This window comes from Nocardioides sp. (assembly GCF_047602075.1).
In the GTDB taxonomy this organism is placed as follows: Bacteria; Actinomycetota; Actinomycetes; order Propionibacteriales; family Nocardioidaceae; genus Nocardioides.
Genome location: NZ_JASGIF010000002.1, coordinates 872780 through 898952, shown reverse-complemented (window position 1 = coordinate 898952; position 26173 = coordinate 872780). Strand labels below are relative to the sequence as shown.

Annotated in this window: 25 protein-coding genes and 1 CRISPR repeat array; of the genes, 12 read left to right on the top strand and 13 right to left on the bottom strand. The window is 68.3% G+C overall.

All coding sequences use genetic code 11. The features are described from left to right. Positions 1 to 17 precede the first annotated feature (17 nt). The 3 genes from QM714_RS17025 to QM714_RS17015 all read right to left on the bottom strand — a co-directional run bounded on the left by QM714_RS17025 (position 18) and on the right by QM714_RS17015 (position 2304). Positions 18 to 1214 (bottom strand): site-specific DNA-methyltransferase, encoded by a 1197-nt coding sequence (locus tag QM714_RS17025; protein WP_415102530.1) that lies wholly within the window; start codon positions 1212 to 1214, stop codon positions 18 to 20. Between the two features lie 18 nt (positions 1215 to 1232). Beyond that, on the bottom strand, positions 1233 to 1625 hold the full coding sequence (locus QM714_RS17020) for a hypothetical protein (RefSeq protein WP_415102529.1): 393 nt from the start codon (positions 1623 to 1625) through the stop codon (positions 1233 to 1235). Positions 1626 to 1752: 127 nt separating this feature from the next. Further along, entirely contained in the window at positions 1753 to 2304 is a 552-nt protein-coding gene (locus QM714_RS17015; RefSeq protein ID WP_415102528.1) for a hypothetical protein, read from the bottom strand. A gap of 88 nt (positions 2305 to 2392) precedes the next feature. On the opposite strand from QM714_RS17015, the gene QM714_RS17010 reads away from it, so the two are divergent. Further along, a complete protein-coding gene (locus QM714_RS17010) occupies positions 2393 to 2962 on the top strand; it encodes a mismatch-specific DNA-glycosylase (protein WP_415102527.1) in 570 nt (189 codons plus the stop codon). Between the two features lie 113 nt (positions 2963 to 3075). On the opposite strand, the gene QM714_RS17005 is transcribed toward QM714_RS17010, so the two are convergent. Beyond that, positions 3076 to 4353 (bottom strand): glucose-1-phosphate adenylyltransferase, encoded by a 1278-nt coding sequence (locus tag QM714_RS17005; RefSeq protein WP_415102526.1) that lies wholly within the window; start codon positions 4351 to 4353, stop codon positions 3076 to 3078. Positions 4354 to 4429: 76 nt separating this feature from the next. Here QM714_RS17005 and glgA point away from each other — a divergent pair, with 76 nt between their 5' ends. From glgA to QM714_RS16965, 8 genes are all read left to right on the top strand, one after another. Then, entirely contained in the window at positions 4430 to 5620 is a 1191-nt protein-coding gene (glgA, locus tag QM714_RS17000; protein WP_415102525.1) for a glycogen synthase, read from the top strand. Positions 5621 to 5775: 155 nt separating this feature from the next. Next, a complete protein-coding gene (locus tag QM714_RS16995) occupies positions 5776 to 7065 on the top strand; it encodes an O-acetylhomoserine aminocarboxypropyltransferase/cysteine synthase family protein (RefSeq protein ID WP_415102524.1) in 1290 nt (429 codons plus the stop codon). Then, a complete protein-coding gene (gene metX / locus QM714_RS16990; protein WP_415102523.1) occupies positions 7058 to 8287 on the top strand; it encodes a homoserine O-acetyltransferase MetX in 1230 nt (409 codons plus the stop codon). The genes QM714_RS16995 and metX overlap by 8 nt, the downstream gene beginning before the upstream one ends. Further along, entirely contained in the window at positions 8277 to 8882 is a 606-nt protein-coding gene (metW, locus tag QM714_RS16985; protein WP_415102522.1) for a methionine biosynthesis protein MetW, read from the top strand. Before metX ends, metW begins: the two co-directional genes overlap by 11 nt. 124 nt (positions 8883 to 9006) lie before the next feature. Further along, positions 9007 to 9429 carry a hypothetical protein gene (locus QM714_RS16980; RefSeq protein WP_415102521.1) on the top strand — a complete coding sequence of 141 codons (423 nt, stop codon included), beginning with the start codon at positions 9007 to 9009 and terminating at the stop codon, positions 9427 to 9429. Between the two features lie 90 nt (positions 9430 to 9519). After that, positions 9520 to 10074 carry a dihydrofolate reductase family protein gene (locus tag QM714_RS16975; protein ID WP_415102520.1) on the top strand — a complete coding sequence of 185 codons (555 nt, stop codon included), beginning with the start codon at positions 9520 to 9522 and terminating at the stop codon, positions 10072 to 10074. A gap of 128 nt (positions 10075 to 10202) precedes the next feature. After that, the gene (locus tag QM714_RS16970; RefSeq protein ID WP_415102519.1) at positions 10203 to 10760 is read left to right on the top strand and encodes a DUF6318 family protein; all 558 of its coding nucleotides are present in this window, start codon (positions 10203 to 10205) and stop codon (positions 10758 to 10760) included. 110 nt (positions 10761 to 10870) lie between these two features. Continuing rightward, on the top strand, positions 10871 to 11587 hold the full coding sequence (locus QM714_RS16965; RefSeq protein ID WP_415102518.1) for a hypothetical protein: 717 nt from the start codon (positions 10871 to 10873) through the stop codon (positions 11585 to 11587). Between the two features lie 59 nt (positions 11588 to 11646). On the opposite strand, the gene QM714_RS16960 is transcribed toward QM714_RS16965, so the two are convergent. Continuing rightward, positions 11647 to 12270, bottom strand: coding sequence for a hypothetical protein (locus QM714_RS16960; protein WP_415102517.1), 624 nt, complete (start codon positions 12268 to 12270; stop codon positions 11647 to 11649). A 271-nt stretch (positions 12271 to 12541) separates the two neighbouring features. On the opposite strand from QM714_RS16960, the gene QM714_RS16955 reads away from it, so the two are divergent. Beyond that, positions 12542 to 13906: a helix-turn-helix domain-containing protein gene (locus tag QM714_RS16955; protein ID WP_415102516.1), complete on the top strand. Its 1365-nt coding sequence runs from the start codon at positions 12542 to 12544 to the stop codon at positions 13904 to 13906. A gap of 10 nt (positions 13907 to 13916) precedes the next feature. Here QM714_RS16955 and QM714_RS16950 read toward each other — a convergent pair whose 3' ends face one another. The 5 genes from QM714_RS16950 to QM714_RS16930 all read right to left on the bottom strand — a co-directional run bounded on the left by QM714_RS16950 (position 13917) and on the right by QM714_RS16930 (position 18622). Continuing rightward, a complete protein-coding gene (locus QM714_RS16950) occupies positions 13917 to 14048 on the bottom strand; it encodes a hypothetical protein (protein ID WP_415102515.1) in 132 nt (43 codons plus the stop codon). A 282-nt stretch (positions 14049 to 14330) separates the two neighbouring features. Further along, complete coding sequence (locus tag QM714_RS16945; protein ID WP_415102514.1) at positions 14331 to 15050, bottom strand: DUF2470 domain-containing protein; 720 nt, start codon at positions 15048 to 15050, stop codon at positions 14331 to 14333. Further along, positions 15047 to 15919: a siderophore-interacting protein gene (locus tag QM714_RS16940; protein WP_415102513.1), complete on the bottom strand. Its 873-nt coding sequence runs from the start codon at positions 15917 to 15919 to the stop codon at positions 15047 to 15049. The genes QM714_RS16945 and QM714_RS16940 overlap by 4 nt, the downstream gene beginning before the upstream one ends. 98 nt (positions 15920 to 16017) lie before the next feature. After that, complete coding sequence (locus QM714_RS16935) at positions 16018 to 17010, bottom strand: aldo/keto reductase (RefSeq protein WP_415102512.1); 993 nt, start codon at positions 17008 to 17010, stop codon at positions 16018 to 16020. A gap of 379 nt (positions 17011 to 17389) precedes the next feature. Next, positions 17390 to 18622, bottom strand: coding sequence for a cytochrome P450 (locus QM714_RS16930; protein WP_415102511.1), 1233 nt, complete (start codon positions 18620 to 18622; stop codon positions 17390 to 17392). 88 nt (positions 18623 to 18710) lie between these two features. Between QM714_RS16930 and QM714_RS16925 the strand changes: the two genes are divergently transcribed. Together QM714_RS16925 and QM714_RS16920 are read left to right on the top strand one after the other, a co-directional pair. Then, entirely contained in the window at positions 18711 to 19778 is a 1068-nt protein-coding gene (locus QM714_RS16925) for an LLM class flavin-dependent oxidoreductase (protein WP_415102510.1), read from the top strand. Positions 19779 to 19905: 127 nt separating this feature from the next. Continuing rightward, positions 19906 to 20070 (top strand): hypothetical protein, encoded by a 165-nt coding sequence (locus tag QM714_RS16920; protein WP_415102509.1) that lies wholly within the window; start codon positions 19906 to 19908, stop codon positions 20068 to 20070. Between the two features lie 72 nt (positions 20071 to 20142). Continuing rightward, positions 20143 to 24131: direct repeats of the CRISPR family, unit length 37 nt; unit sequence GTTGAGACTCCCTCCCCGACTCATCGTCGGGGAGCAC. Between the two features lie 137 nt (positions 24132 to 24268). Here the strand turns inward: QM714_RS16920 and cas2 are convergent. From cas2 to cas4, 3 genes are read right to left on the bottom strand one after another with little or no spacing between them, the layout of a single operon-like run. Next, positions 24269 to 24559 carry a CRISPR-associated endonuclease Cas2 gene (gene cas2, locus QM714_RS16915; protein WP_415102508.1) on the bottom strand — a complete coding sequence of 97 codons (291 nt, stop codon included), beginning with the start codon at positions 24557 to 24559 and terminating at the stop codon, positions 24269 to 24271. Then, the gene (cas1, locus tag QM714_RS16910) at positions 24556 to 25581 is read right to left on the bottom strand and encodes a CRISPR-associated endonuclease Cas1 (RefSeq protein ID WP_415102507.1); all 1026 of its coding nucleotides are present in this window, start codon (positions 25579 to 25581) and stop codon (positions 24556 to 24558) included. The genes cas2 and cas1 overlap by 4 nt, the downstream gene beginning before the upstream one ends. Continuing rightward, a complete protein-coding gene (gene cas4, locus QM714_RS16905) occupies positions 25572 to 26156 on the bottom strand; it encodes a CRISPR-associated protein Cas4 (protein ID WP_415102506.1) in 585 nt (194 codons plus the stop codon). Before cas4 ends, cas1 begins: the two co-directional genes overlap by 10 nt. Positions 26157 to 26173: the final 17 nt, after the last annotated feature.

Here is a 26173-nt window from a genome sequence, read left to right as displayed (position 1 = left end):
CCCCGCGGGCCGCCCCGTCAGGGCCGACGCTCCTCGAACCCGCCGCCGAACTGTTCGGCAACGGCGCGCAGCCGGACCCGGGTGATGTCGGCGACGGTGGTCAGACCCGCGCGGGCGGCGTTCGATCCCGGGCGGGTCGGCTCGGCGCTGTTGATCGAGAGGCACTGACGCGTGCCGCCGTCGGCGGCGTTGAGCAGCGCGACCGCGTGTCCGGTGGTGCCACTCCCGGCGAAGAAGTCGAGGACCACCGCGTCGGCCGGCATCGTCGCCACGATCCGGCGTAGCAGGCCGGTCGGCTTCGGGGACTCGAAGACATGGCCGACCAGTGTCTTCAGCTCCGCCACCGCGGTGTCGGTGGAGCCGATCTCCTCCGAGGGCCAGATGGTGCGCAGCTTCTTGCGGCGGCCCGGGTGGAGCCAATCCTTCTGGAAGATGTCGACCCGCTCACCGCGACGACCTCGGATGAGCTTGCAGATCACGTCCTCTGGTTGCCGCTCCACCTTCGCCGCCGACCAGCGCCACACCGCCGGGCTGCCGTCGCCGAAGACCGGCAGCACCTCGACCGAGCCCGGGAACGGCTCCGCCGAGACGCGGCCGCTGCCCGGATCCCCCCAGAGCGGGAAGTGCATCGTGCGTGCGGTGACCGGGTTGAACTTCTTGTTGGTGTTGCGCAGCGGCAGGTGCCGCAGCCTGCGCCCGTCGGCCTCGACCAGCGGGAAGTCGGCTGGGTTGACCAGGTCGGCACTGGTGGCGTCGAGGCGGCACTCGGTCAGGTCGCGGGCATACACCAGCAGGTATTCGTGGCTGGTGGCGAACCCCCAGCCGAGCTGACGCCCCTTCGGGTTCAGATTCACCACGATCTGCGCCACGAAGTTGTCCTCGCCGAACACCTCGTCCAACAGCAGCCGGAGATGCGCCACCTCGTTGTCGTCGATGCTCACGAACAGCGCACCGGTCAGCGCCAACGTCTCCCGCGCCGCCTGCAGCCGTGGCCGCATCATGGTCACCCACGCCGCATGCCGGGTGGCCCGGCTCCCCTGTCCGACACCGTGCCTGAAGTCGTCGCGGTAGGCGAACTCGTTGCCGGTGTTGTAGGGCGGGTCGATGTAGATCAGATCGACGCTCCGCGCAGGCAACGCGGGCAGCACCTCGAGGTTGTCACCCTCGATGAAGACGTTCCACGGCCGCGCCGCGCGAGCTGTCCTCGCTCCCACTCTCAGCGCAGCTCGTCGTCAGTGCAGCTCGCGCTGTCGACGCCCGGGCATGCGAGGGCCCTTGGAGCGACGCACGTCTTCCGGGTGCACCCGTCGAGACAGGTCGGCGTGCTGCAGCAGGATCGCGAACGGGAGGTCTTGCGGGGGGTACGACGAGATGGGCAGGTCGCCGGTGAACACGACGTACATCGTCTTGCCCTGAGGAGCGATCTTGAGGATCGAGCCGTCGACGACACCCGAGGCATGCGCCAACGCCTTGCGCCGGTTGTTGAGGCTCAACGCCCGCTTGGTCGCCGCGGAGGCGGCCTGCTTGCCACCCTTGTCCCAGGCGATCTTGGCCTGCGGGCCGTACTTCACCGCCAGCATCGCACCGGCCGCCGCCACCTTGGCAGCCTTGCTGGTCTTCGACATCTGGGACTCCTCCCTCAGTTACCGCGGAGATTACCGGTCGACGGCAAGGCGGGCTTGAGCGGCATCGGCCCGACAGCCCAAGCAGCACCCCGGGACCGGCCGCCGCATCGCACCTCTCCCGGAGTGCCTACTCCGCCGGAGGCGGGGCCAAGTCGGCGGGGACGCTGACCAGGGCAACCGTCGTCATCGGCAGCAGGCACTCCGGTGGCGAGCTCTCCAGCGGCGCTGCCCGCAGCATCACTCGCCCACCACCCGCGCTGACCCGCACGTCGGTCGGCACGCCGCAGCCGAAGGCGATCACGGCACCCACCAGCACACGGTCCGAGCCGAGGTCCGCCGAGTCGACCGCGCGGGCGATCCGCCTGCCCAGGGAGGGGTGGGCGAACTGGGTGGCGAACCGATCGATCTGGGTCTGGTCGTCGAGCCGGACGGCGACCGGCGACACCCGGCCGCCCGCGTTCGGCCCGGTCAGGATGGCAACGGTCTGCGCGTCGTCGACCGGCGTGGGCTTGACCTCCGTCGAGGTCGAGGTGGTGCTCTCGCTGCTGGGAGTAGTGCTACCGCTGGTCGAGGAGTCACCGCACCCGGCAGCCGTCAGACTCACGACGGCCAGCGCCGCGACCGCCGACACCCGGAACGGTCGGCGCGCGGCCCTTCTCGAGTTGTCGCACAGCCTCATGCACCCCATGGTGACTCAGACGGCCGTGCGTGGACCACGGTTCCCACCCGGTCGCCACCACCCAGACCATCTGGGGGACACTGGCGCGGTGCCTCGCTTCACCCGCGCCGAGCTGGAGTCGTTCCGCGACGCGGAGGTGCCCGACCTGTTGGGCCCGACGGTCCGGCTGCTCTTCGTCGGCATCAACCCGGGCCTGTGGACGGCAGCGACACAGACCCACTTCGCCCACCCGGTCAACCGCTTCTACCCTGCGCTGCTGCGGGCAGGGGTCATCGACCGACCGATCGACCCGGCCGCCGGGATGACCGACGAGGATCGCCGCTACCTCCTCGATCGCGGGATCGGCATCACCAACCTGGTCCGTCGCGCCACCGCCCGTGCCGCCGAACTGACCGACGGCGAGCTCTACGAAGGCGGCCAGCGGCTGGTCGAAACGGTCAAGCGCTCCGGGGCCGCGGTGGTGGCGGTCGCCGGCGTGACGGCGTACCGCGTCGCCTTCCAGCAGCGTCGCGCCACCCTCGGCGAGCAGCCCGACCACTTGGCCGGAGCACGACTCTGGGTGGTGCCCAACCCGAGTGGCCTCAACGCCCACGAGACAGTCGATTCACTAGCCGAGGCGTACGCCGCCCCCGCCCGCGCCGCCGGCGTACTCCCCTGATCGAGGCAATTTGAGTTAGACGGTCCCGATTGGCTGCTCCGTCGCACGGAAACCAGCCAATCGGGACCGTACTGACTCAAATCCTGACGTGGGCTGTGGACGGAGACCCCGCGTCACTCAGGGAAGGGCTGCTCCTTGCCGAGCACGGTCAGGCCGTCTTGGACCAGGAAGCCGCGGGCGAGGTCCTCCTCGGGGTCGACCCCGATCCGCGCGTTGGCGGGGACCACCACGTTCTTGTCGAGGATCGCGCGGCGTACGACGGCGCCCGCACCGATCCGCACCCCGTGCATCAGGATCGAGTCGGCGACCTCGGCGTCGGTCTCGACGCGGGCGGCCGGCGAGAGCACCGAGCGGTAGACCCGGCCACCGGTGACCACGACCCCGGGCGAGAGCACGGTGTCCTCGGCCACCGGGATCCGCTGCCCCTCACCGCGGACCAGCTTCGCCGGCGGCTGCGGGCCGTAGGAGGTGTAGATCGGCCACTGGAAGTTGTAGAGGTTGAACACCGGAAGCGGCGCCACCACATCCATATGGGCGGCGTAGTAGGACGCCAGCGACCCGACGTCGCGCCAATAGCCGCGGTCGCGGTCGGAGGCGCCGGGGACCTCGTTGTCCTTGAAGTCGTAGACCCCTGCTCGGCCCTGCGCCACGAAGGCCGGCACGATGTCGCCGCCCATGTCGTGGGCCGATCCGCTCATCACCGCGTCGTCGGTCACCGCCGAGACGAGCGCGTCGGCGTCGAAGACGTAGTTGCCCATCGAGGCGAGCACCTCATGCGGGCTGTCCGGCAGGCCAGTGGGGTTCTTCGGCTTCTCCAGGAACTCCCTGATCCGGCCGGTGTCACGGGGATCGACGTCGATCACGCCGAACTGGTCGGCCAGCCCGATCGGCTGCCGGATCGCGGCCACCGTGCAGGCGGCGCCGGACTCGACGTGCTGGTCGACCATCTGGGCGAAGTCCATCCGGTAGACGTGGTCGGCACCGACGACCACGATGATGTCGGGCTTCTCGTCCCTGACCAGGTTGAGGGACTGGAAGATGGCATCGGCGCTGCCGAGATACCAGTGCTTGCCGACCCGCTGCTGCGCCGGCACCGGGGCGACATAGTTGCCGAGCATCGTCGAGAGCCGCCAGGTCTGCGTGACGTGCCGGTCCAGGCTGTGTGATTTGTACTGGGTGAGGACGACGACCTGCAGGTAGCCGGCGTTGACGACGTTGGACAGCGCGAAGTCGATCAGACGGTAGATCCCGGCGAACGGCACCGCCGGTTTGGCCCGGTCGGCGGTGAGCGGCATCAGCCGCTTGCCCTCGCCACCGGCGAGCACGATGGCCAACACCTTCTTGCGGGACCGGCGGCGTCGCACCGCGGGCGACTCGGGAACGGTGCTCATGTTCGGCAGGCTAGTCGCTGGATCACCTGTGTTCCATGTGCTGTCCAGCCCGACGGCGCAGCGGTAGTTTCAGTCCGTGCGAATCGACGTGTTGACCAAGGAGTATCCCCCGGAGATCTACGGCGGCGCGGGGGTGCATGTCGCCGAGCTGGTCCGCGCGCTGCGGGCGATCCCCGATCTCGAGACGCGTGTCCGAGCGTTCGGCGCGCCACGCTCCGAGCCGCTGACGACGTCGTACGCCGACCTGGCCGAGCTCGGCTCCGCCAACGGCGCGGTCAAGACGCTGGGTGTCGACCTGGCCGTCACCACCGGCTGTGCCGGGACCGACCTGGTGCACTCACACACCTGGTATGCCAACTTCGCCGGGCACCTGTCCGCGCTGCTGTACGACGTCCCGCACGTGATCACGGCCCACTCGCTGGAGCCGATGCGCCCCTGGAAGGCGGAGCAGCTGGGCGGCGGCTATGCCGTGTCGTCGTGGGTGGAGCGGACGTCCTACCTGGCGGCGGCAGGCGTCATCGCGGTCTCCGCGGCGATGCGCCAAGACGTGCTGCGCTCCTACCCCGACATCGATCCCGACAAGGTCCACGTGGTGCTCAACGGCATCGACACCGAGGACTGGCGGCCCGCTCCCAACCCGGACCGGATCCGCAAGCTGGGCGTCGACCCGGATCGGCCTCGGGTCGTCTTCGTGGGTCGGATCACCCGTCAGAAGGGGCTGCCGCTCTTCTTGCAGGCGGCGGCCCAGCTGCCGCCGGAGGTGCAGCTCGTCTTGTGCGCCGGGGCGCCGGACACCCCGGAGATCGAGGCCGAGGTGGTCGACCTGGTCGACGGCCTCGCCGCCACTCGCACCGGCGTGGTGTGGATCCGCGAGATGCTGCCGCGCGCGGACGTGATCGCCTTGCTCAGCGGCGCCACCGCGTTCGTCTGCCCGTCGATCTACGAGCCGCTGGGCATCGTCAACCTCGAGGCGATGGCCTGCGAGACGGCGGTGGTGGCCACGGCCACCGGCGGCATCCCAGAGGTCGTCGTGCCGGGCGAGACGGGCCTGTTGGTCCCGATCGAGCAGGCCGACGACGGCACCGGGACTCCGCTGAACCCCCAGCAGTACGTCGACGACTTCGCCGCCGCGCTCAACGAGATCGTCGCCGACCCGGACCGAGCCGCCGCGATGGGCCGAGCCGGGCGCCGGCGCGCGATCGAGGACTTCAGCTGGGCCGGCATCGCCCAGCAGACGCTCGAGGTCTACCGCGCCGTCGCCCACTGATCGTCTCGCAATATGGATGCTCCATCCACATCGTGATACCTGCCGACCGCTGAGCCGGTGAAGTCCCTAGCGTGGACTCGCCGACCGCACACGGCGCCCGGGCTACCCGTGCCCTGAGAGTCGTGCTCGGAAACTTGCCCCGAGAGGACCACCCGATGACGTTCCAGCCCGAGACCCTGGCGGTTCATGCCGGCCAGGAGGAGGCCGACTCCGCGACCAACGCCCGCGCCGTGCCGATCTACCAGACGACGTCCTACGTCTTCAACGACACCGACCATGCTGCCGACCTGTTCGCGCTGCGCGAGCCAGGGAACATCTACACCCGGATCATGAACCCCACCCAGGACGTCTTCGAGCAGCGCATCAACGCCCTCGAGGGCGGCGTCGGCGCGCTGGCGACCTCCTCGGGGTCCTCTGCGGTGACCTACTCGGTGCTCAACCTGTGCTACGCCGGCGACAACATCGTGGCGCTGTCGACGCTGTACGGCGGCACCTACGCACTGTTCGCGCACACCCTTCCGCAGTTCGGCATCGAGGTGCGCTTCGTCGACCCCGAGAAGCCGGAAGAGCTCGCCCAACACATCGACGACAAGACCCGGTTGGTCTTCGGCGAGACCGTGGGCAACCCTCGGATCAACGTCATCGACCTCGACGCCTGGGCCGCGGCCGCGCACGAGCACGGGCTGCCCTTCATCGTCGACAACACCGCGCCCACGCCGTACCTCTGCCGCGCCTTCGACCACGGTGTCGACGTGGTGGTGCACTCGGCGACCAAGTACATCGGCGGGCACGGCACCTCCGTCGGCGGCGTGATCGTCGACTCGGGCAACTTCGACTGGACCGCCCACGCCGACCGCTTCCCCGGGTTGACCCAGCCCGACGGCGCCTACCACGGCGTGGTGTGGACCGAGGCGGTCGGCAACCTCGCCTACATCATCCGGGCGCGGACCGTGCTGCTGCGCAACACCGGTGCCGCGGTGGCGCCGCTGAACTCGTGGCTCTTCTTGCAGGGTCTCGAGACGCTGCACCTGCGGATGGAGCGACACAGCGAGAACGCGCTGGCGGTGGCCCGCTACCTCGCCGACCACCCGGCCGTGGCCTGGGTGAACTACCCCGGCCTGGACTCCTCGGCGGACAAGGCGGTGGCGGACCGGATCTTCACCGGCAAGGGCTACGGCGGCTTGGTGTCGTTCGGCATCAAGAGCGGCCGCGCGGGCGGCGAGACCTTCATCGAGGCGCTCGGGCTGTTCAGCCACCTGGCCAACATCGGCGACGCCAAGTCGCTGGCGATCCACAACGCCACCACCACCCACAGCCAGCTCACTCCCGAGGAGCTCGAGGCCGCCGGCGTGCCCGAGGACATGGTCCGCCTGTCCATCGGGATCGAGAACGTCGACGACATCATCGCCGACCTCGACCAGGCACTGGCGAAGGCCGGTGCCTGACCAGGAGTCATCCGACCCCCGTCAGCGGGTCGTCCTGTTCACCCCGGACGACCCGCTGACGCTGGACGGGGGCGGCCGGCTCGACCACGTCGAGGTCGCCTTCGAGACCTGGGGCACCCTCAACGGGGACGCTTCCAACGCCGTCCTGGTCTGCCATGCCCTGACCGGAGACTCGCACGCGTCCGGCACGGCCGGCCAACCCGGCTGGTGGGACACCATGGTCGGCCCCGGCCGACCGGTGGACACCGATCGCTTCTTCGTGATCTGTCCCAACCTGCTCGGCGGCTGCCGCGGGACCACCGGGCCGACGTCGATCGACCCCGCCACCGGGTCGCCGTACGCCTTGGAGTTCCCGCTCCTCGAGGTGCGCGACTTCGTCACCGTGCATCGGCGGCTGATCCGTCGGCTCGGGATCGAGCGACTGCTCGCGGTCATCGGCGGCTCGCTCGGCGGCATGCAGGCGCTGCAGTGGGCGCTGGACGCTCCTCACGAGGTCGGCAACGCGGTCGCCATCGCGGCCAGCAGCCGTTTGTCGGCGCAGAACATCGCGTTCTCCGCGGTCGCTCGCGCGGCGATCATGCGGGACCCGGAGTTCGCCGACGGTCGTTACATCGACCATCCCGACGTCGAGGGACCCCGCACCGGGCTGGCGATCGCCCGGATGATGGCGCACATCACCTATCTGTCCGAGCAGGCGATGGCCGAGAAGTTCGGCCGCCGGATTCAGGACGCCGACGAGCCGCGACGACGCTTCGGGGTCGACTTCGCGGTCGAGTCCTACCTCGAGCACCAGGGACAGACCTTCCTGGACCGCTTCGACCCGCTGTCCTATCTCTACCTGAGCCGGTCGCTGGACTACTTCGACCCGTTCGCCGAGCCGGGGGCCACTGACGTCCTTGCGGCGGCCTGCGCCGCGGGCCGGGGCACCACCTTCCTGGTGGCGTCCTTCGACTCCGACTGGCGCTTCGCGACCGCCCACTCGCGTCGGATCGTGCGGGTGCTGGAGCGGGCCCGGGTGCCGGTCTCCTTCCGTGAGATCTCCGCCCCGCACGGCCACGACTCGTTCCTCCTCGACGACGGCGACTATCTGGCCACCGTGCGTGCCTTCGTGGACCGGGCGGGTGAGGAGACGGTGGGTACAGCCGGCGTTGGTTCCGGCGCCGAGGCAGGCACGCGCGTCGGCAGCGCGGACACCGAGGGAGGTCCGTCCGATGCGACCTGACCTGGAAGTCGTCGCCGGGCTGGTCGAGCCTGGCTCCCGCGTCCTCGACCTCGGCTGTGGGGACGGCGCTCTGCTGGCCTTCTTGCACGCCGAGCTCGGTTGTCCGGGCACCGGCGCGGACAGTGACGCCGCGTCGTTGCGAACCGCGATCCGACGAGGCGTCTCCGTCATCGAGCTGGACCTGGACCGCCAACTCGGCGAGTTCGCCGACGGCTCCTACGACCTGGTCGTGGTCTCCCAGACCTTGCAGGCCACCCGGCATCCCGACATCGTCTTGGAGGAGGTCGCCCGGATCGCCGGATGCGGGATCGTCTCGGTGCCCAACTTCGGGCTCTGGAAGCATCGCGCCGGGCTGCTCGTGCGGGGCAGGATGCCGGTCTCGGCCGAGCTGCCGCACCCGTGGTACGACACCCCCAACATCCACCTGGCCACCCTGGCCGATCTGGAGGACCTCTTCGGCGCCTTGGGTTTCGACGTACGCCGCCGCGTCCTGCTCGATGCCCACGGTCAGGCCGTCTCCGGTCTCCGCGAGCGCGGCCCCGCCAACCTGACCGCCTCCGCCGCCGTCTACCTGATCGAGGCCCGACCCACCTGACTCGGCCCGGCCGGGAGACGGACTCGAGCCCACTTCCCGTGCACAGTTGACGGCGCGGGCCCGGCCCGTGCGGACCTGTGGAGAGAGCCGGCGCGGGATCGGTGCCACCGATCACAGTCGGGCCATGACCTATCGACCAGTGATCACCAGTCAGGCCGACCTCGAGCGGGTGTGGCGTCATCTGATGCAACCACTCGGCTTCAGCAGGGAGAGCCTGTGGTTCATGTTCCTCGACAGCAGTGGTGCCGCCGTGCCCCAGCTGACTCAGCTTGAGCAGGCCGAGGAGCCACCCGACCGGGAGACGGCAGCCGCGATGACGCAGCATCTGGCCGGCCTGGCCAGAGAGGTGGCCGGCCAGGGCGGTCGGGTCGCTTTCCTGCGGAGTCGGCCAGGGGGTGGCGGGCCCACCGCTCGCGACCGGAGCTGGGCCAATACGCTCGCCGAGGGGTGCCGAGAGGCCGACCTGCCGTGCGAGGTGTTCCATCTCGCCACGGACCACGACATCATCCCGATGCCCTACGACGAACTGATCGCGGTCGGCGTCTGACCCGAGGATCCGATCGGCAGGATCTCGGGGCGACCGGACCCCGGAGCGCGTGCCCACAGCACCCGCTCAGCCGGATACGCTGGCAGTCCTATGGCCCGGCTCCACTACTCCGCGATCTGCTCGTTGGACGGCTACGTGGCCGACGAGCTCGGCCGCTTCGACTGGGCCGTCCCCGACGCCGAGGTGCACGCCTTCGTCAACGACCTCGAGCGGCCGATCGGGACCTATCTCTACGGCCGCCGGATGTATGACGTGATGGCCGGCTGGGACATCAAGGATCCCGACCGGTCGCCGGAGTCCCAGGAGTATGCCGCGATCTGGCAGACCGCGGAGAAGGTCGTCTTCTCCTCCACGCTGGTCGAGACCTGGACCAACCGCACCAGACTGGTGCGCCGCTTCGACCCGGCCGTGATCCGCCAGCTCAAGGGCAACTCGCGGCGCGATCTCAGCGTCGGTGGTCCGACGCTGGCCGGGGTCACTCTGCACGCGGGTCTGGTCGACGAGTGCCACCTGATCGTCGCGCCGGTGATCGTCGGGGGTGGACTGCCGGTGTTCCCCGGTCACCTGCGTCAGCCGATGAACCTCTACCACGAGCGGCGGTTCGGCAACGGGATGGTCTATCTGCGCTACCGCATCCCGCACTGATCTAACCGCTTGGCGAAGCGTGGCCCGCGGTCGACGATTGTCCACAGCCCACACCTGGGCGGGTGCGCAGAGCCGGATGAGCCGCTAGTTTCGGAGTCAGTCAGCGGTCATTCTCGGAAGGGGCTGACATGGGAACTCCGAGACGAAGCGGGATCATCAGCCGGTTCTGCGCGGCTGGTCTCGCACTCGACCTGCTGGTGCTGGCCGGTTGCAGCGACGACGCGCCCGGCCCACCCCCACCCACCTCGTCGTCGCCCACCTCGTCTACGCCGACCGAGCCCACCGACTCCCCCTCGCCGCAACCAGAGTCCGCCGAGGACTTCATCCGCCGCTGGGTTGAGGTGAACAGAGAGATGCAGAACACCGGAGAGACGGAAGCGTTCATGAGTCTGGCCGGGCCGACTTGTCACCCTTGCAGGTCACTGTCCGCTGCCATCACCAAGTTCTACTCGGCAGGCGGCTACGTCAAGACCAAAGGCTGGAAGGTTCACAACGTCCGCAAGGCCTCCACGCCGTCCACACGCTCCACCGTCGTCATCGTTGACGTCGAGAGCAGGCCGACGGAGTACCAGGAGACGCAGACAGGCCCAGTAAAGACCCTCCCCGGAGAACGGACGAAGTATCAGTTCACGCTACGTGGCCAACACGGGTCGTGGCTCGTCGAGGACTACATGGAGATCAATTGAAACGCGTCTTCATCGTGGTCTCATTGCTTCTATTCACAGTGCTGTCCACTGCAGAGGCGCACAGCGCGACAGGCGACGGGGGTTGCAGCACACAGGGAGACCTCACTGATGTGTACAGCCAGTGCACTTACAACGGCGACGAGATCAAAAGCGTCTCCCACTCCGACCCGCACTACCGCTGGATCGTGAAGCCGGTCTGCAAGACGGAGTCTCAGAGTGGGACCTGCTTCAACCCGGTGATCTGCAGCTCCGGAGCTGGCGTGCTCTATGCCGTCTACCGTGTCCAACTGCCCGACGGACCACGCGAACTCTACGGCTACTCCTGCCTGACCGACCAGGAGGCCGCTGACCTGGGCGCGATCACTCCGGCGATGGTCTTCACGGCGATGCAGGGGCTGACCTGGCCCAAGTCCGAGCTGATCGTCCAGCCGCCGGGAGGCGAAACCCTGGTGAACCTCGAGACGAACTTCTACACCTCGAACGTCGAGCCGACCACACAGACGGTGACCCTGCTCGGCCAGCGGGTGGAGATCGAAGCGACACCGGGCCGCTACGTGTGGCACTGGGCCGGTGCGGGCGAGGCGGACAACGCCCAGGACACCGGGAGCATGACGTCCGAGAGCCCCGGCGCGGCGTACCCGGACCTGGCGGTCACGCACACCTACCGCGACGCCAAGATCACGGTGCATCCGTGGGTCGACACCGTCTACACCGGCCGCTATCGGGTCAACGGCGACGGCTGGACACCGATCCCGCAGACCCTCACCGTCACCGGCGAGCCGGTCGCCCTCCGCATCCTCGAGGCACATCCGGTGCTGGTCGGCTGAACCGCGAGACGTCATCCAACTCGGTCGCCCCGGCGACCAGGCACGATGACGTCCGCGAGTCAGGCGGCAGGGAAGGCGCGGGAGAGATGCTCCCAGATCTCGTGCCGCCGACGGGAGTCGTAGGGACCGGGAGTCTGCAAGAGGGCGGCGGTCGCGTCGATGTCGGCGACGGGGTAGCCATGGATCGACGGTGACCACACCCGCGACAGTTGAGCACCCATGAAGCACAGCAGGCCGGCGACGGGAACGTCGCGGCCCGCCAGCGCACGGCGTACGGCGGTGTGCTGCGCGTCGAGCGCCTTCACCAGCAGCGTCTTGTCCCGACCACCCACGAGCAAGCGCTCCCGCTCGGTGTCGGAGACACCACCGGCCCAGGCAACGTCGACGCGGGTGCCCTCGCACGGACGAGCAGTGATCACCCAGACCCCGCGAGATGTGACCGCGAGCGGACCGACGTCACCTCCGAAGCGCACGCCGCGCTGGCGCCGGTCGTAGAGGAACAGCGCATCCGGCCCACCCGCTTCCTCGAGGGCGGCAACGATCGACCGAGCGGTCTGCTCACGATCGGCGATCCGCCGTTGCTGTTCCCGCGCCATCGAGGACTCCAGGTCGACGGACCTGGGTGTCTGGCAGTCCTCGACCACGGCCGAATGTGGTTCCTGTCGCAAGAGCGAGATGGTCAACATAGCTCCCCGAGTTCCCGAGTTTGGTGGTGCCCTTGTGAGCATGGGACGACATCACTGGGGAGAATCCATGCGTTTCGCGGGTAAAGCCCGCACTGGTCCAGTCAGCCGACTTGCTGCGAGACGCTGCCGGAGCGTGTATAACGGCTGGTCAGGCGGGTAGCCGCGGACGAAGGCTTGCAACGGCGCCCATGACCTTGGTAGTACCGACCACAACATGGGGTTGCGGCGCATACTCTGAGCCGAACCGGAGTGAAAGGGGAACGAGACAGTGGACTCTCGGGATCGGGCACACACGACGGCCGCGGCGGAAGTGGGGAGGCGCATCCGAGATGCGCGCATCGCTCAGGGGCTCACCCAAGGTGAGCTCGCGGGTGAGGACTACTCCGTCGGCTACGTCTCACGCCTCGAATCCGGTGATCGGCGACCTAACGCAGCCGTGCTTGCGGTGCTCGCCGGTCGATTGACGGTGTCGGTCGACTTCTTGATGACCGGCGCCGAAGCCAGCGAACGACTCGACAAGCAGCACGATCTGGACAGCGCCGAACTCAGCCTCGCGGCGGGCGACCTCGAAGAGGCTATGGTCGCGTCCTCGCGGCTGATCGAGACCCGCGCCCTGGCGCCTTGGCCCGACCTGCTCCGCCGCGCGAAGGTCATCCACGCCCAGTGCCACGAGGCTCGGGGCGACTGGCATGCCGCGATCATCGAGCTGGAGGACCTGCATCGCGACGACAACCGCGACGAGATGGCCGCGGTCGTCGGCATCGCACTGTCCCGGTGCTACCGCGAGAGCGGTGAATACCAGCTCGCCATCGAGACCGGCGAACGGGTCATGGCCGGCATGGAGGAGTCCGGACTCACCGGAACCACCGAGCACATCCGACTGGCCTCCACCGTCGCCGCTGCCTACTTCGAGGCCGGCGAGGTCGGGATGGCCACCCGGTTGTCCCGGCGGGCGATCGACGCCGCCGACGCGATCAGCTCACCGGAGGCGCAGGCGGCGGCGTACTGGAACGCCTCCAACATCGAGCGGCATGCCGGCAACGTCGAGCGAGCCGTGCAACTCGGCACCAAGGCCCTCTCCCTGCTGGAGAACGGCGGCAGCACGCGTAACCTGGGCAGGCTCCGGCTCCAGTTGGCAACCTTCCTGCTGCACCACTCGGACGGAGATCTGGACGCTGCGCGAGCGCTGGTCGAGCTATCGGCCCAGGAGCACAAGTGGTCTGCGGTCAGCCCGATCGACCTCGCTCGCCACACACTGACCCACGCGCGCCTGCTTCTCCGCGAGTACAGACCACGGGAGGCGCTGAAGATTCTCTCCGAGGTGCCGATGCAGGTCTGCCACCAGGCGCCTCTGCTGTCAGCAGAGGTTCGGGTTCTAGAAACGCTCGCGCTGATCGCGGACGGTCAGCCCGCCGAGGCGGCCTACGCTGACGCTTCCACGCTACTCAGCCTCATCGGCACTGATCGGGGCGCCGCCCAACTGTGGTTCGAGCTGGGCGACGCGATGACCGCAGCCGAGGACTGGACCGAGGCGAGCGTTGCATACCGGCATGCGGCAATGAGCCTTGGTGCCTCACGCGCTCTCGCGCCGATCTACGACCGGCTGGACTACGCGTTCTCCGGTGTGCTGTAGGTCTGCTGATTCAGCAGCACCAGTTGTCGCCGCCACCGCGCTTGGCGACCACGCTACGGAGAGTGGCGGCGTCGGCGGAGGGGGCGTTGACGAGGGTGAACAGGCAGATCGCGGAAAGGACAGCGGCGACGATCCGAGACATGACATGCTCCTTTGGGAGGTGGGGTGTGTTCGGTTCGATGTGACACCACAGTGGCACACTTTGGCAAGTGGGCGTGGCAACCCACGGATGGATTTCTTGCCCACGTTTCTTCTCTGTAGGCCTGTTTGGCGTCGAATCACGCCTGATACGGGCCCGTGGTGAGCCTGACACACCTCACTGGTCTGGACCAGTCGCCATGCGACAAAATGTGTCAAACAGCGTTGTCAAACGCCGAGGAGCCGCGTGATGACATCGCCAGCGGCCGGTTCCCGGGCGCTGTCGTCAGTCGACCGGGTGCCCGACCAGGTCACCGAGCGCGCGCAGCGCCTCGCAGGCACAGGTGGCCGCGCGTGGGAAGTCGACCCGCAGGTCACGGATGCCGTCCTCGGCGTACGCCCGCAGCACCAATCCCTCGGCATCGGCCAGCACCGGGCGGATCCGCGCCTGCGGCGGCAGATCGGGGTCCAACCGCCGCGCGAGGTCGGCCACCAGGCCCGGATGTTGCTGGTCGAGGTGAGCGGTCCAGCCGGCTTCCCAGCCGGCCAGCGGGTCGAGCGGCGCATCGGCGTACGCACTGACCGGGATGCGGTGTTCGAGCGGCTCGACGATGGTCTGCACCCGCCAGTCCAGGGAGACCCGGCGCGGAGTGAGGCGCAGCACCGGAGTCTCGCTCGAGACCCGCAGGAACTGGGCGAGCTGTGGGGTCGGCTCGGCCAGGCCGACCGGGCCCCGCAACCGGACCGTGCCGCGGACCCGATCCGGCTGCGGCACGCCCGAGACATCGACGACCGTGGCGTCGAGGTCCGGCGCCGGGAGCCGGCAGCCCACCGCGGCGAAGTGCTGGTCCGCCTCGGCGGGAGCCGCGAAGAGCAGGTCGCCGGTGGGGCCGACCGCGTGCCGACTCAACTCCCAGACCTCGTTGACCACCCCGACGTAGACCGACGGGCTGGTGGCGAGGATCGATCGGGCCCGCTTCGCCGCCCACGCGATCAGCTCGGTCATCCCTCCAACGCCTTTCCGGCCTTCCAATAGCCCATGAAGTTGGAGTCGGCCAGCGAGGGCGCCGAGCGCGCTCGGCGGCGCAGGCCGACGATCCAGCCGGCCTCGCCCGCGAGCCAGCCGTAGGTCCGTCGCCGGTGGCCACCGTCGATCTCGTCCCAGAGGTCGTCCTCGTCGGGCTCGGGCGCGACCGGCTTCCGGGTCCGCCGCGCTGCCGGGAGGATCCGGCTGAGATGCTGCTCGGCAGCGACGCCGACCGGCCGGCCGTCTCGGGCCACCAGGTGCAGCTCGATCCCCGGCGGAGCCGTCAGCTCCACCGCGTCCGCGAGGTGTGGCAGCTCGAGGATCGCGGTGCCGGTGATGCGGTCGGGCAAGGCCCGCAAGATGTTGCGGATCGCAGGCAGCGCAGTCTCGTCGCCGACGATCAGCACGTCGGTGGCAGCGCCCGGCCGCCAGGCGATCCCATGGCTGCTGGCCTCGGGCGACTGCGCGTCCGGCGCCACGACGATCAAACTGTCACCTGGCACGGCCTGCGCCGCGAACCGGGAGGCCGGCCCGTGCACCGGCCAGCAGGCGACGTCGACGTCCATCATGGATCGGGCGCGGTCCAGGCCCGCGATGCTGTAGGTCCGCACCGCTGGCCGACGGTCGTCGGGCAGCGCGCGCCAGACGTCGTACCACTCGTGCGTGAGCAGGGTCGGGTCTGGCTCGCCGAGCACCAGCTTGATCCGCTGGTCGAGCATCGCGTCGCCGCACTCGTGCAGGTCCGTTCCGGTGAGGGTCAGCCGCCGAAACGACGGACTGAGATCGGTCACGGCCGCGACGCTCACGGCGAACGGGCGGTACGACGGGCGAGTGGATGTTAGGGTCACCTTAGTTAGGTTAACCTAACCGCATTCTGTCGGCCAGGGGTGGTCAGCAGCCGGTCCCGCAGCCCGGCGCCTCACGGTTGCAGGCCCGGAAGGGTGAGCTACCAGGCGTACGCCTCGGGCGCCGGCTTGGCGCCGTTGGGTCCTGCGGGCGGGAAGAGCTCGTCGAGCCTGGCCAACGTCTCCTCGGAGAGCTCGATGTCGAGCGCACGCAGGGTGCCGTCGAGCTGCTCCATCGTGCGCGGCCCGATGATCGGAGCGGTCACCCCGGGCCGGGACAGCAGCCACGCGAGTCCCACGTGCGCCGGATCCTCACCGAGGTCCGCGCACAACTGCTCGTAGGCTTCGATCGTCTCGCGGTGTTCGTCGAGCGACTCCGACGAGCGGCCCTTACCCGAACGCGACCCGCCACCCTCCTTCTCCTTGCGCAGCGCGCCGGAGAGCAGGCCGCCGTGCAACGGCGACCATGGGATGAAGCCGAGGCCGTAGTGCTCGACGGCCGGGAGCACCTCCAACTCGACCCACCGAGTGAGCAGGTTGTAGATCGACTGCTCGCTGACCAGCCCCAGGAAGTGTCGGGCCCGGGCAGCCTCTTGCGCCTGGGCGATGTGCCATCCCGCGAAGTTCGACGACCCGACGTAGAGGATCTTGCCCTGTTGGCGAAGCACCTCCATCGCCTCCCAGATCTCCTCCCACGGAGTCGACCGGTCGACGTGGTGCATCTGGTAGAGGTCGATGTAGTCGGTCTGCAGCCTCTTCAGCGACGCGTCGCAGGCCCGTCGGATGTTGAGCGCGGACAGGAAGGTCTCGTTGGGCCAGTCCCCCATCGAGCCGTAGAGCTTGGTGGCGAGCACCGTCTTCTCCCGACGACCGCCGCCTTGAGCGAACCATCGACCGATGATCTGCTCGGTGATCCCCTCCCCCTTCTCCCAGCCGTAGACGTTGGCGGTGTCGAAGAAGTTGATCCCCTGCTCGTGGGCGCGATCCATGATCGCGTGGCTGTCCGGCTCGGTGGTCTCGGGGCCGAAGTTCATCGTGCCGAGGCACAACCGGCTGACCGACAAGCCAGTGCGGCCGAGGTGGGTGTAGTCCATTGCTGCTTCCCTTCCAGCGCGGCTGACCCCATCGTGGCACGCAGGTCCCCAGGGACGTCATCGGGATTGGTCGCCTGGCGGCCTGGAGGTGCGACGTCTCGCGTCAGGGCTGGACGTCGACGCCGGCGAACACGACATCGCGCGCACCGGTCACGTGCTCGAGCGCGCGGCAGGTGCCTTGACCCAGATCGCAGACCTCGATGACTCCGCGGTGGCGGCTCGGCTTGCTCGGGTCGGAGGACCACTCGAACTCGTCTGGTCACCACAGTCGGCCGCCACCGCCAGCATGGCCACCGCGATCAGCAGCAGCACGGCGCGACCGCACGGTCGACTCTCCCCCGCCATGCCCATGGCGGCACGCCTCGTCGAGACGCCAGGCCTACTGCCAGGCGAGGCGCACGGTGGCGGGTCGGCGGAAAGCGAAGCCGGACGGAGGCTCGTGCGAGACCAGCGTGAGTCCGGGAAGCCGGTCGAGGAGGCCGCCGACGGCGAGGACGGTCTGCAGGCGCGCCAGATGGAGACCGAGGCAGGCGTGGATGCCGAAGGAGAAGGAGAGCGCTCGGGCGGCGTTAGCTCGGCGGCAGTCGAACAGCTCCGGCTGCGGGAAGGTCGCCGGATCGCGGTTGGCGCCCACCACCGAGACACCGACGAACTCCGCGGCAGGGAGGTCCACCTCGCCGATCCGCACCGCCTCGCGCGTCCACCGCTCGATGAAGGCGACCGGCGGCACCACCCGGATCGCCTCGGCGACCGCTCCGTCGAGGAGGCCAGGGTCGGCGCGCACCAGGTCGAGCTGGTCGGGGTGGGTGAGCAGCAACAGCACGGTGTTCATCACCGAGGCCTGGATCGTCTCGATCGCGCCGAACATCACGACCCGGAGCTGCGCCACGATCTCGTCGTCGGTCAGGCCACGGCTGTCCGCAGCCAGGGCCGAGGTCAGCGACCGGTCCGGGGTGCGCCGGCAACGAGCGAGCTCGTCGAGAAGCAGTCTGTTGAGCTCGGCGCGCGCCGCCTCGGCACGCAGCACCGGCTCGGGGTTGCCGTCGTAGACCATCGCGGCGGCGAAGTCGGCGTAGAACCCGTCGATCAGCGGCACGTCCTCCAACGACAGCCCCAGCGCCTGGCCGGCCATCCGGACCGCGAACGGCGCTGCGAAGGCCTTGCCGAGCTCGGGCTCTGCCTCCGGGCGCTTCCGCAGGTCGTCGATCAGCTCGTCGACCAGGCTGCGGATCGGCGCGCCGAACCGCTCCTCGACCTCCTTGACCCGGAACGGCGCGTCGAGCGCGGTCCGCATTCGTGCATGCTCGGCGCCGTCGACGGTCAGCATCATCGTGCCCAGCGAGGCCCGCACGAGGTTCTGCTCGGCCTCCACGGTGGTGCTCGTCCGCGGGTGCAGTGCCTGCCGCGCCGCCTCACGGCTGGTGACCAGCCATCCGCCGAGAGCCGGCACCCAGGAGACCGGCTCGTGCTCACGCAGGTCGTCGATGACGTGCTCGCGGCCGGCCTGCTCCAGGTCCTCGAACCTCACCGCTGCGCCGCGTGGAAACCGCTCTCGGCGCGCGGCGTCCTCGGCGTGTGAGATCTCGACTTGGTCGACCAGTGTCTCGGTCATGGCACCTCCCGACCCGATTCAACCGCATCCGGCTCCGCGGACGCGGTCGCCCGGCCCGACGCCGATCTCAACGGTCTAGCGTGGGCCCGTGGACGGCGACACCTTCACCGAGTTGGGCACCCGAGAGCGGCCGACCTTCGGCCTGGACACGTTCGGTGACGTGCCCCTGGAGGACGGCGTGCCAGGTGACCACGCCGAAACGCTCCGCGAGGTGGTCGCCGAGGGAGCCCTTGCCGATCGGCTGGGCGTCGACTATCTCGGGCTGGGCGAGCACCACCGGCCGGACTTCGCGATCTCCGCTCCCGAGGTCGTGTTGGCGGCGATCGCCGGGCAGACCGAGCGGATCCGACTCGGCACCGGGGTCACGGTGCTCAGCTCCGACGACCCGATCCGGGTCTACGAGCGCTTCGCCACCTTGGCGGCGATCTCGCGGGGTCGCGCAGAGGTGCAACTGGGGCGCGGCTCCTTCGTCGAGTCGTTCGCGTTGTTCGGTCACTCCCTCGACGACTACGACCGGCTGTTCGCGGAGAAGCTGGACCTGTTCGCCAAGCTGCAAGCCGAGGGGCCGACCACCTGGGCGGGCACCGTCCGCCCGCCGCTGACCGGGCAGCGGGTCTACCCACCGACCGAAGCCGGGCGGCTCCCCGCCTGGATCGCGGTCGGCGGCACACCCGAGTCGGTCGTGCGGGCGGCGCGCTACGGCTTCCCGCTCGTGTTGGCCGTGATCGGCGGATCGCCCGCGGGGTTCGTGCCGTTCGCCGACCTCTACCGCGACGCGCTCAGCCAGCTCGGCCGCCCCGAGCTTCCCGTCGGGATGCACTCACCCGGCCACATCGCCGCCACCGACGAGGAGGCACGCGAGCAGCTCTATCCCCACCAGGCCGCGCTCTACACCCGGATCGGCCGCGAGCGCGGCTGGCCACCGTACTCCATGGCAGCCTTCGACGACGCTGCCGGCCCGCAGGGCGCGCTGTTCGTGGGATCACCGGAGACCGTCGCCCAGAAGATCGCCTGGGCCTGCCGGGCGTTGGGGCTGTCGCGCTTCCAGTTGAAGTACTCCGTCGGAGCGCTCCCCCACGACCAGCGCCTGGAGTCGGTCCGACTCTACGGCGAGGTGGTGATCCCGCGCGTGCGTGAGCTGCTCGCCGGGTCGTGACCTCCCGATGCCTGCCTGCTGCTCCTGCAGAAACTGGACGATTCGTCCAGATCGAGAAGTAGAGTTCCGGGAGGCACAGCGCTGTGTCTGCCGCACGAACATCCCTGCGTTCATCCGGAGCAAGATCATGTCGCTTCCCACCCGTTACGAGAGCCTCCTGCGTCGCTGGCGCGTGTCGCACTACCAGCACTGGCAGGTCAACGACGCGCGGCGCCTGGAGCGCAGCCTGCTCACCGCGCGGATGGCCGACGAGCACCTCTGGGGCGTGCAGACCCACGCGCGCGGCTGCTGAAGTTCCTCTCCTCTCCGACCCATCGTCGGGACAACTCCCGAAGGACGCACCGGAGGCGGTGCCGGGATCGACGTTGAGACTCCCTCCCCGACTCATCGTCGGGGAGCACCTGCGCTGCGGTCGACGGTGCCGGGGATCGTGCCGGAGGTTGAGACTCCCTCCCCGACTCATCGTCGGGGAGCACCTGAGCGCCTATGGGTCGAGCAGGGTGACGCGATCAAGTTGAGACTCCCTCCCCGACTCATCGTCGGGGAGCACGCAGGCGCGTACCGGCGCCGTGGTGGTGATGGCGGAGTTGAGACTCCCTCCCCGACTCATCGTCGGGGAGCACTGCCCGCATTGGCCGGGTACTGGTGCTCGGCCAGGTTGAGACTCCCTCCCCGACTCATCGTCGGGGAGCACCGTAAAACCGTCTGGACCTGCGACTCCTGCGGCATCGTTGAGACTCCCTCCCCGACTCATCGTCGGGGAGCACCGTGATGGACTGCACGCCGCCGACCGCCTCCTTGCGGTTGAGACTCCCTCCCCGACTCATCGTCGGGGAGCACGGTTCTCCGCCGACGCCTTGGTGACCTCGGCCTCGGAGTTGAGACTCCCTCCCCGACTCATCGTCGGGGAGCACGAGCCCTGCAACTTGCCGGGTGTGGTGCCGCGGGAAGTGTTGAGACTCCCTCCCCGACTCATCGTCGGGGAGCACCTGCTCGGCACTGCCCTTGGTGACCTTGTCGACAGTGTTGAGACTCCCTCCCCGACTCATCGTCGGGGAGCACCAAGGGACTCGCTCAGACCGAGCGGACCGTCCTGGTTGAGACTCCCTCCCCGACTCATCGTCGGGGAGCACTGCCTTGGCCTTCGCGCGCGCCTCGGTCGTGGCGGAGTTGAGACTCCCTCCCCGACTCATCGTCGGGGAGCACGAGGGTCGATCGCCAGCAGGGGTCGCAGATGTAGGTTGAGACTCCCTCCCCGACTCATCGTCGGGGAGCACCGAAATTCTGTCCAGCAAAGACCTCCTTGAGCGAGTTGAGACTCCCTCCCCGACTCATCGTCGGGGAGCACTCGAAGCCGTGCTCGCTGTCGTGGTCGAGGCACTGGGGTTGAGACTCCCTCCCCGACTCATCGTCGGGGAGCACGCAACACGCCGGAGCCCTTCCGTTCAATCAATGATCGTTGAGACTCCCTCCCCGACTCATCGTCGGGGAGCACCTGCGGGCCTGCGGCGCCCCGGGCGGGGCGTCAGGAAAGGGTTGAGACTCCCTCCCCGACTCATCGTCGGGGAGCACGGTGCCGGTGGTGGCGATGCTGGCGTTCGCGGCGTCGTTGAGACTCCCTCCCCGACTCATCGTCGGGGAGCACATGTCGGACCCGCTGCGGCCGATGCGTTCGGAGCATGGTTGAGACTCCCTCCCCGACTCATCGTCGGGGAGCACCGGAGAACGGCAACCGCGACCCGGACAACCCGACACTGTTGAGACTCCCTCCCCGACTCATCGTCGGGGAGCACCTCGCCCGAACCGCCAGTGCCGAATCTGTCGACGGTTGAGACTCCCTCCCCGACTCATCGTCGGGGAGCACGGCTTCTGGGGATGATTCCTGGCCTTCTGGCAGGGTGTTGAGACTCCCTCCCCGACTCATCGTCGGGGAGCACCTGCCACTGGCACGAGCACGAGGACGACATCCTCAAGTTGAGACTCCCTCCCCGACTCATCGTCGGGGAGCACGCGTGACATCCGTGACAGCCATGACGGTCGCTTGTGAGTTGAGACTCCCTCCCCGACTCATCGTCGGGGAGCACGACATATCGCATACGCGCGCGTTGAAGGGTAAATCGGTTGAGACTCCCTCCCCGACTCATCGTCGGGGAGCACTCACCCGCTTCGAGCGCGCCATCTCCCGGCTGCTGCCGTTGAGACTCCCTCCCCGACTCATCGTCGGGGAGCACGCTGGCGTCGTGGCGGATGTCGCGGCAGCCTGAGTTGAGACTCCCTCCCCGACTCATCGTCGGGGAGCACGTCGGACCCGCTGCGGCCGATGCGTTCGGAGCATGGTTGAGACTCCCTCCCCGACTCATCGTCGGGGAGCACGCCGCGCGCTCGGGACCACTTCTCAGCCCACGGTCGGTTGAGACTCCCTCCCCGACTCATCGTCGGGGAGCACCCTTCCTGGCCGACGCGAAACGGATCTGTGACGAGCGGTTGAGACTCCCTCCCCGACTCATCGTCGGGGAGCACCCCGTCGCGGTTGGCAGCGGCAGCCTTGGAGAACCCGTCGTTGAGACTCCCTCCCCGACTCATCGTCGGGGAGCACCCCGGGCACGTCGTCGACATCGAGGAGGCGCCCCAGTGTTGAGACTCCCTCCCCGACTCATCGTCGGGGAGCACCGACCGCCTGATGGCCGCCAAGCAGGCCGCCAAGAAGTTGAGACTCCCTCCCCGACTCATCGTCGGGGAGCACGACGCGCTATGAAGTCACCGGGAGCGTGGACTCCGAGTTGAGACTCCCTCCCCGACTCATCGTCGGGGAGCACTGACAGCAGGGCTCTCCTACACGCTCCAGGCGGCACTGTTGAGACTCCCTCCCCGACTCATCGTCGGGGAGCACGCCGGACCGGGTGCGGGCGGAGTGTTCCTCAAGCCGTTGAGACTCCCTCCCCGACTCATCGTCGGGGAGCACCGGTCGAGTCGACGTCGGCGTGCGCGGTCGCGCGCGGGTTGAGACTCCCTCCCCGACTCATCGTCGGGGAGCACACTTGCTGCTGGTGGGCGAGGGTGCCCGACTCCTTGGCGTTGAGACTCCCTCCCCGACTCATCGTCGGGGAGCACGGCGCCCTTCGCGTCGAGACGGTAGGCCTTGATGATGTTGAGACTCCCTCCCCGACTCATCGTCGGGGAGCACCGCTGGCCGTCTACGCGACCCGCACCTCGGGGTCGGGTTGAGACTCCCTCCCCGACTCATCGTCGGGGAGCACCGGGGCGCACAGAGCAAGGTGACGGCGGAGTACCAGAAGTTGAGACTCCCTCCCCGACTCATCGTCGGGGAGCACTCTCGCAGTAGAATTAGGGGCATGCCCGCGCCTAGTAAGTTGAGACTCCCTCCCCGACTCATCGTCGGGGAGCACCCGCGGCCACGACTTCGGCCCGATCCACAACGGCATGTTGAGACTCCCTCCCCGACTCATCGTCGGGGAGCACCCTCCTGTGGGCTCTCACGTCGGCGGCGTGTCCGTCGTTGAGACTCCCTCCCCGACTCATCGTCGGGGAGCACCGACCGCACCTGCACCCGCCCCGTCAAGGGGCTGGTGTTGAGACTCCCTCCCCGACTCATCGTCGGGGAGCACCCGCCAGGCCTCGAGGAACCGGATGTGCTGCGCGATGTTGAGACTCCCTCCCCGACTCATCGTCGGGGAGCACCGCAGCCCGGCGTGTTCGAGCGGCAACAACAGGTCGTTGAGACTCCCTCCCCGACTCATCGTCGGGGAGCACTCGTGACGACCTGAGTGCCCTGGTAGGTGCCCCGTGTTGAGACTCCCTCCCCGACTCATCGTCGGGGAGCACCCTGGCGCGACCCACGAACTGCTGGTGGCGGCGGTGTTGAGACTCCCTCCCCGACTCATCGTCGGGGAGCACCAACGTCAGCTCGACGGCACGACCACGAGGACCAATGTTGAGACTCCCTCCCCGACTCATCGTCGGGGAGCACCGTTTATCCGGCCTCCTTTCGTACCGGAGGTCTGTCCAGTTGAGACTCCCTCCCCGACTCATCGTCGGGGAGCACCAAGCGCATCGCCCGCGGCCTGCCCGTGCAGAGCAAGGTTGAGACTCCCTCCCCGACTCATCGTCGGGGAGCACGGTCTCGTGGCCTTGGTAGGTCTTGGCCATCAAGTTGAGACTCCCTCCCCGACTCATCGTCGGGGAGCACCACACGTCGGCCAGTCCTCGCGGCTCCTCCCAGGCGTTGAGACTCCCTCCCCGACTCATCGTCGGGGAGCACTGATCGAGGCCTGCTGCAGCCACATCGTCAACCTCGTGTTGAGACTCCCTCCCCGACTCATCGTCGGGGAGCACCCTTCGCGACCTGCACAGATGCGCGATTCGTCGTTCGACAAACGCGGCTTGAGTGATCGTAGTCAACTCCTGTGTCTCGTGGTCCGGGTTCCTTGCCCATCGCCGAGCATCAACGCTCGAACCCCAGGCAGTTCACCTTACAGATTCCAGGCGCTATCGGGGTCGAGTGCACGCTCCGCTCCGATGACGATGACGTCGTCGAAACCATCACGGTCCACGGGATACACCCTCAGGCTGTCCTCGGAGGGAACCACGACCTCGCTCAGGGTTGTCAGGAGCCTCGCGTAGTCCGTGCGGGAGCAAACCACCTCGAAGACCGAGTACTGGACCCGCTGACCGAAGCCCTCGCAGATACGTGCGACCCGCCGCAGCCTTCTCCTGCCTTCAGGCGTCGTCGTGGATACGTCGTAGGTCACCAGAAGCTTCATGCGACCGCCATCCTGTGGGAAACGTAGGGCGCACCTCGACGGAGCGCGTTGGCCATCGCGTTCGCCTGCACCAGCGGCATCGCTGCCCGTGGGATCGGGGCCACCGCCTTCGCCACCTTCACCTTTGACATCCGGTGAGTGTGCCAAGCGTTCATTACTACCTCACGACCATCCGCCGTAAGAGAACACGAGCCCAAGGCATCCAACTCGAAGTGCTCGGCCCGCAGTTGATGGCGGTTGAACAATGTCACCACAACTCGATCGACGCTCGGACGAAACTCCTCCAGCAGATCCAGAACCAACGCCGGCTGTCCATCGGTGTCACCATGAAGAAACCCGCAGCATGGGTCGAGGCCAGAGACATGGACAGCCCCTTGCACTGCAAGCCGTGCCATACCGTAGAGGAACGAGAGCGTGGCATTCACGGGGTCCCTGGCCGGTCGACGGTTGCGCCCCTTCCAAGCCCCCGATCTGAGCGCGATCCCCAACCCACCGAAGTAGCGCCTGGTCGCTATACCCTCGATGCCGAGAGCAGCATCTCGGCTGGCAGCCACGACTGCGCCTTCGCGATCAGCCTCGACGCTTCCAGCGAGGTCACGCAACTGCGTGGCCAACTCGTCATCGAGATCCCGAGCCCACTGACGAAGTCCCCACGACATCTGGTCAAGCTTCCCCGCGACAATCGACTTGGCAAGTTGGAGTCTCCTCTCGGCATCGAAGTGCGCCTCGAACTGACGCAGCCGGAGATGCCCTCGGCCGGGCGCCTCACCGCTGACAATCGCTCTCGGCTTCCCAAATCGGCTCACGAACGCCACTAGCCTGCCGTCCTCCGCACACCGCACTAGCAGCGGCGTCGACACGTCCACACCGCCACTCACAACGACCGTATCGATGGCGCGTAGTGGGAGCCGCCGAGGAGGTGCCTCGTCATGGAGCGCCTTCAGAGCATCGCTCTCAAGCACCAGTCGGGTGCCCGGAGTATGCACGAACAGGGTGCGCAGAAAGTAGTCGCTCATCGCCATTCAACTCCACGGGGTTGGCAACTATTGATCACGCTGCAGGACCGACATAGCCGAGCGGAGTACGTCGGCGACGATGGCGGCAACCTCAAGTCGTGATGGGCGCTGACAATCAGCTGTTCCACGCGCTCTCGATGGTCCGCCACCACGACTGGCACCCGTCGGCGCTCCTTGACGACGAAGATGGCACCAAGGGTGGACTCCCGGCCGGTCATCTCCTCAAGGCAGAGGGCCTGGGCCACGACCTGGACCGTCGCGGGGAACAGGTCGCCGGCTCCACGTCCGAGCTTGTGCTCGACCGGCGTCAGGCTCCCGTCTCTTGCTTCCTCGATGGTGTCGGCAATCCCGTGGATCCGCAGCCGATGACTGGCCAACTCCACCCGGTGGTGCGCCCGCACGCCGCGCCGATGATCGGTCCCCCCAGTGTCGACGCGTTCATGGACGGCGTCACCGGTCACCGTGAGGTGGTTGTCCAGCCAGACGCCGTCTCGGATCAGGGCCGCCTGAGTCGGACAGTAGGCGAAGTGTTGCAAGGTCGACAACAGGAGCCAGCCGTCGGAACTGTCGTCTTTCGCCACCGGTCATCCACGCAAGA

Excerpts from the sequence above, each read along its gene's own strand:
- QM714_RS17015 (WP_415102528.1), bottom strand. The coding sequence starts at position 2,304 with ATGAGGCTGTGCGACAACTCGAGAAGGGCCGCGCGCCGACCGTTCCGG.
- QM714_RS16935 (WP_415102512.1), bottom strand. The coding sequence starts at position 17,010 with ATGGACTACACCCACCTCGGCCGCACTGGCTTGTCGGTCAGCCGGTTG.
- QM714_RS16995 (WP_415102524.1), top strand. The coding sequence starts at position 5,776 with ATGACGTTCCAGCCCGAGACCCTGGCGGTTCATGCCGGCCAGGAGGAG.
- cas2 (WP_415102508.1), bottom strand. The coding sequence starts at position 24,559 with ATGAAGCTTCTGGTGACCTACGACGTATCCACGACGACGCCTGAAGGC.
- QM714_RS17005 (WP_415102526.1), bottom strand. The coding sequence starts at position 4,353 with ATGAGCACCGTTCCCGAGTCGCCCGCGGTGCGACGCCGCCGGTCCCGC.
- QM714_RS16930 (WP_415102511.1), bottom strand. The coding sequence starts at position 18,622 with ATGACCGAGACACTGGTCGACCAAGTCGAGATCTCACACGCCGAGGAC.
- QM714_RS16920 (WP_415102509.1), top strand. The coding sequence starts at position 19,906 with ATGTCGCTTCCCACCCGTTACGAGAGCCTCCTGCGTCGCTGGCGCGTG.
- metW (WP_415102522.1), top strand. The coding sequence starts at position 8,277 with ATGCGACCTGACCTGGAAGTCGTCGCCGGGCTGGTCGAGCCTGGCTCC.
- QM714_RS16980 (WP_415102521.1), top strand. The coding sequence starts at position 9,007 with ATGACCTATCGACCAGTGATCACCAGTCAGGCCGACCTCGAGCGGGTG.
- QM714_RS17020 (WP_415102529.1), bottom strand. The coding sequence starts at position 1,625 with ATGTCGAAGACCAGCAAGGCTGCCAAGGTGGCGGCGGCCGGTGCGATG.
- QM714_RS16945 (WP_415102514.1), bottom strand. The coding sequence starts at position 15,050 with ATGACCGAGCTGATCGCGTGGGCGGCGAAGCGGGCCCGATCGATCCTC.
- QM714_RS16975 (WP_415102520.1), top strand. The coding sequence starts at position 9,520 with ATGGCCCGGCTCCACTACTCCGCGATCTGCTCGTTGGACGGCTACGTG.
- cas1 (WP_415102507.1), bottom strand. The coding sequence starts at position 25,581 with ATGGCGATGAGCGACTACTTTCTGCGCACCCTGTTCGTGCATACTCCG.
- QM714_RS16970 (WP_415102519.1), top strand. The coding sequence starts at position 10,203 with ATGGGAACTCCGAGACGAAGCGGGATCATCAGCCGGTTCTGCGCGGCT.
- QM714_RS16950 (WP_415102515.1), bottom strand. The coding sequence starts at position 14,048 with ATGTCTCGGATCGTCGCCGCTGTCCTTTCCGCGATCTGCCTGTTCACC.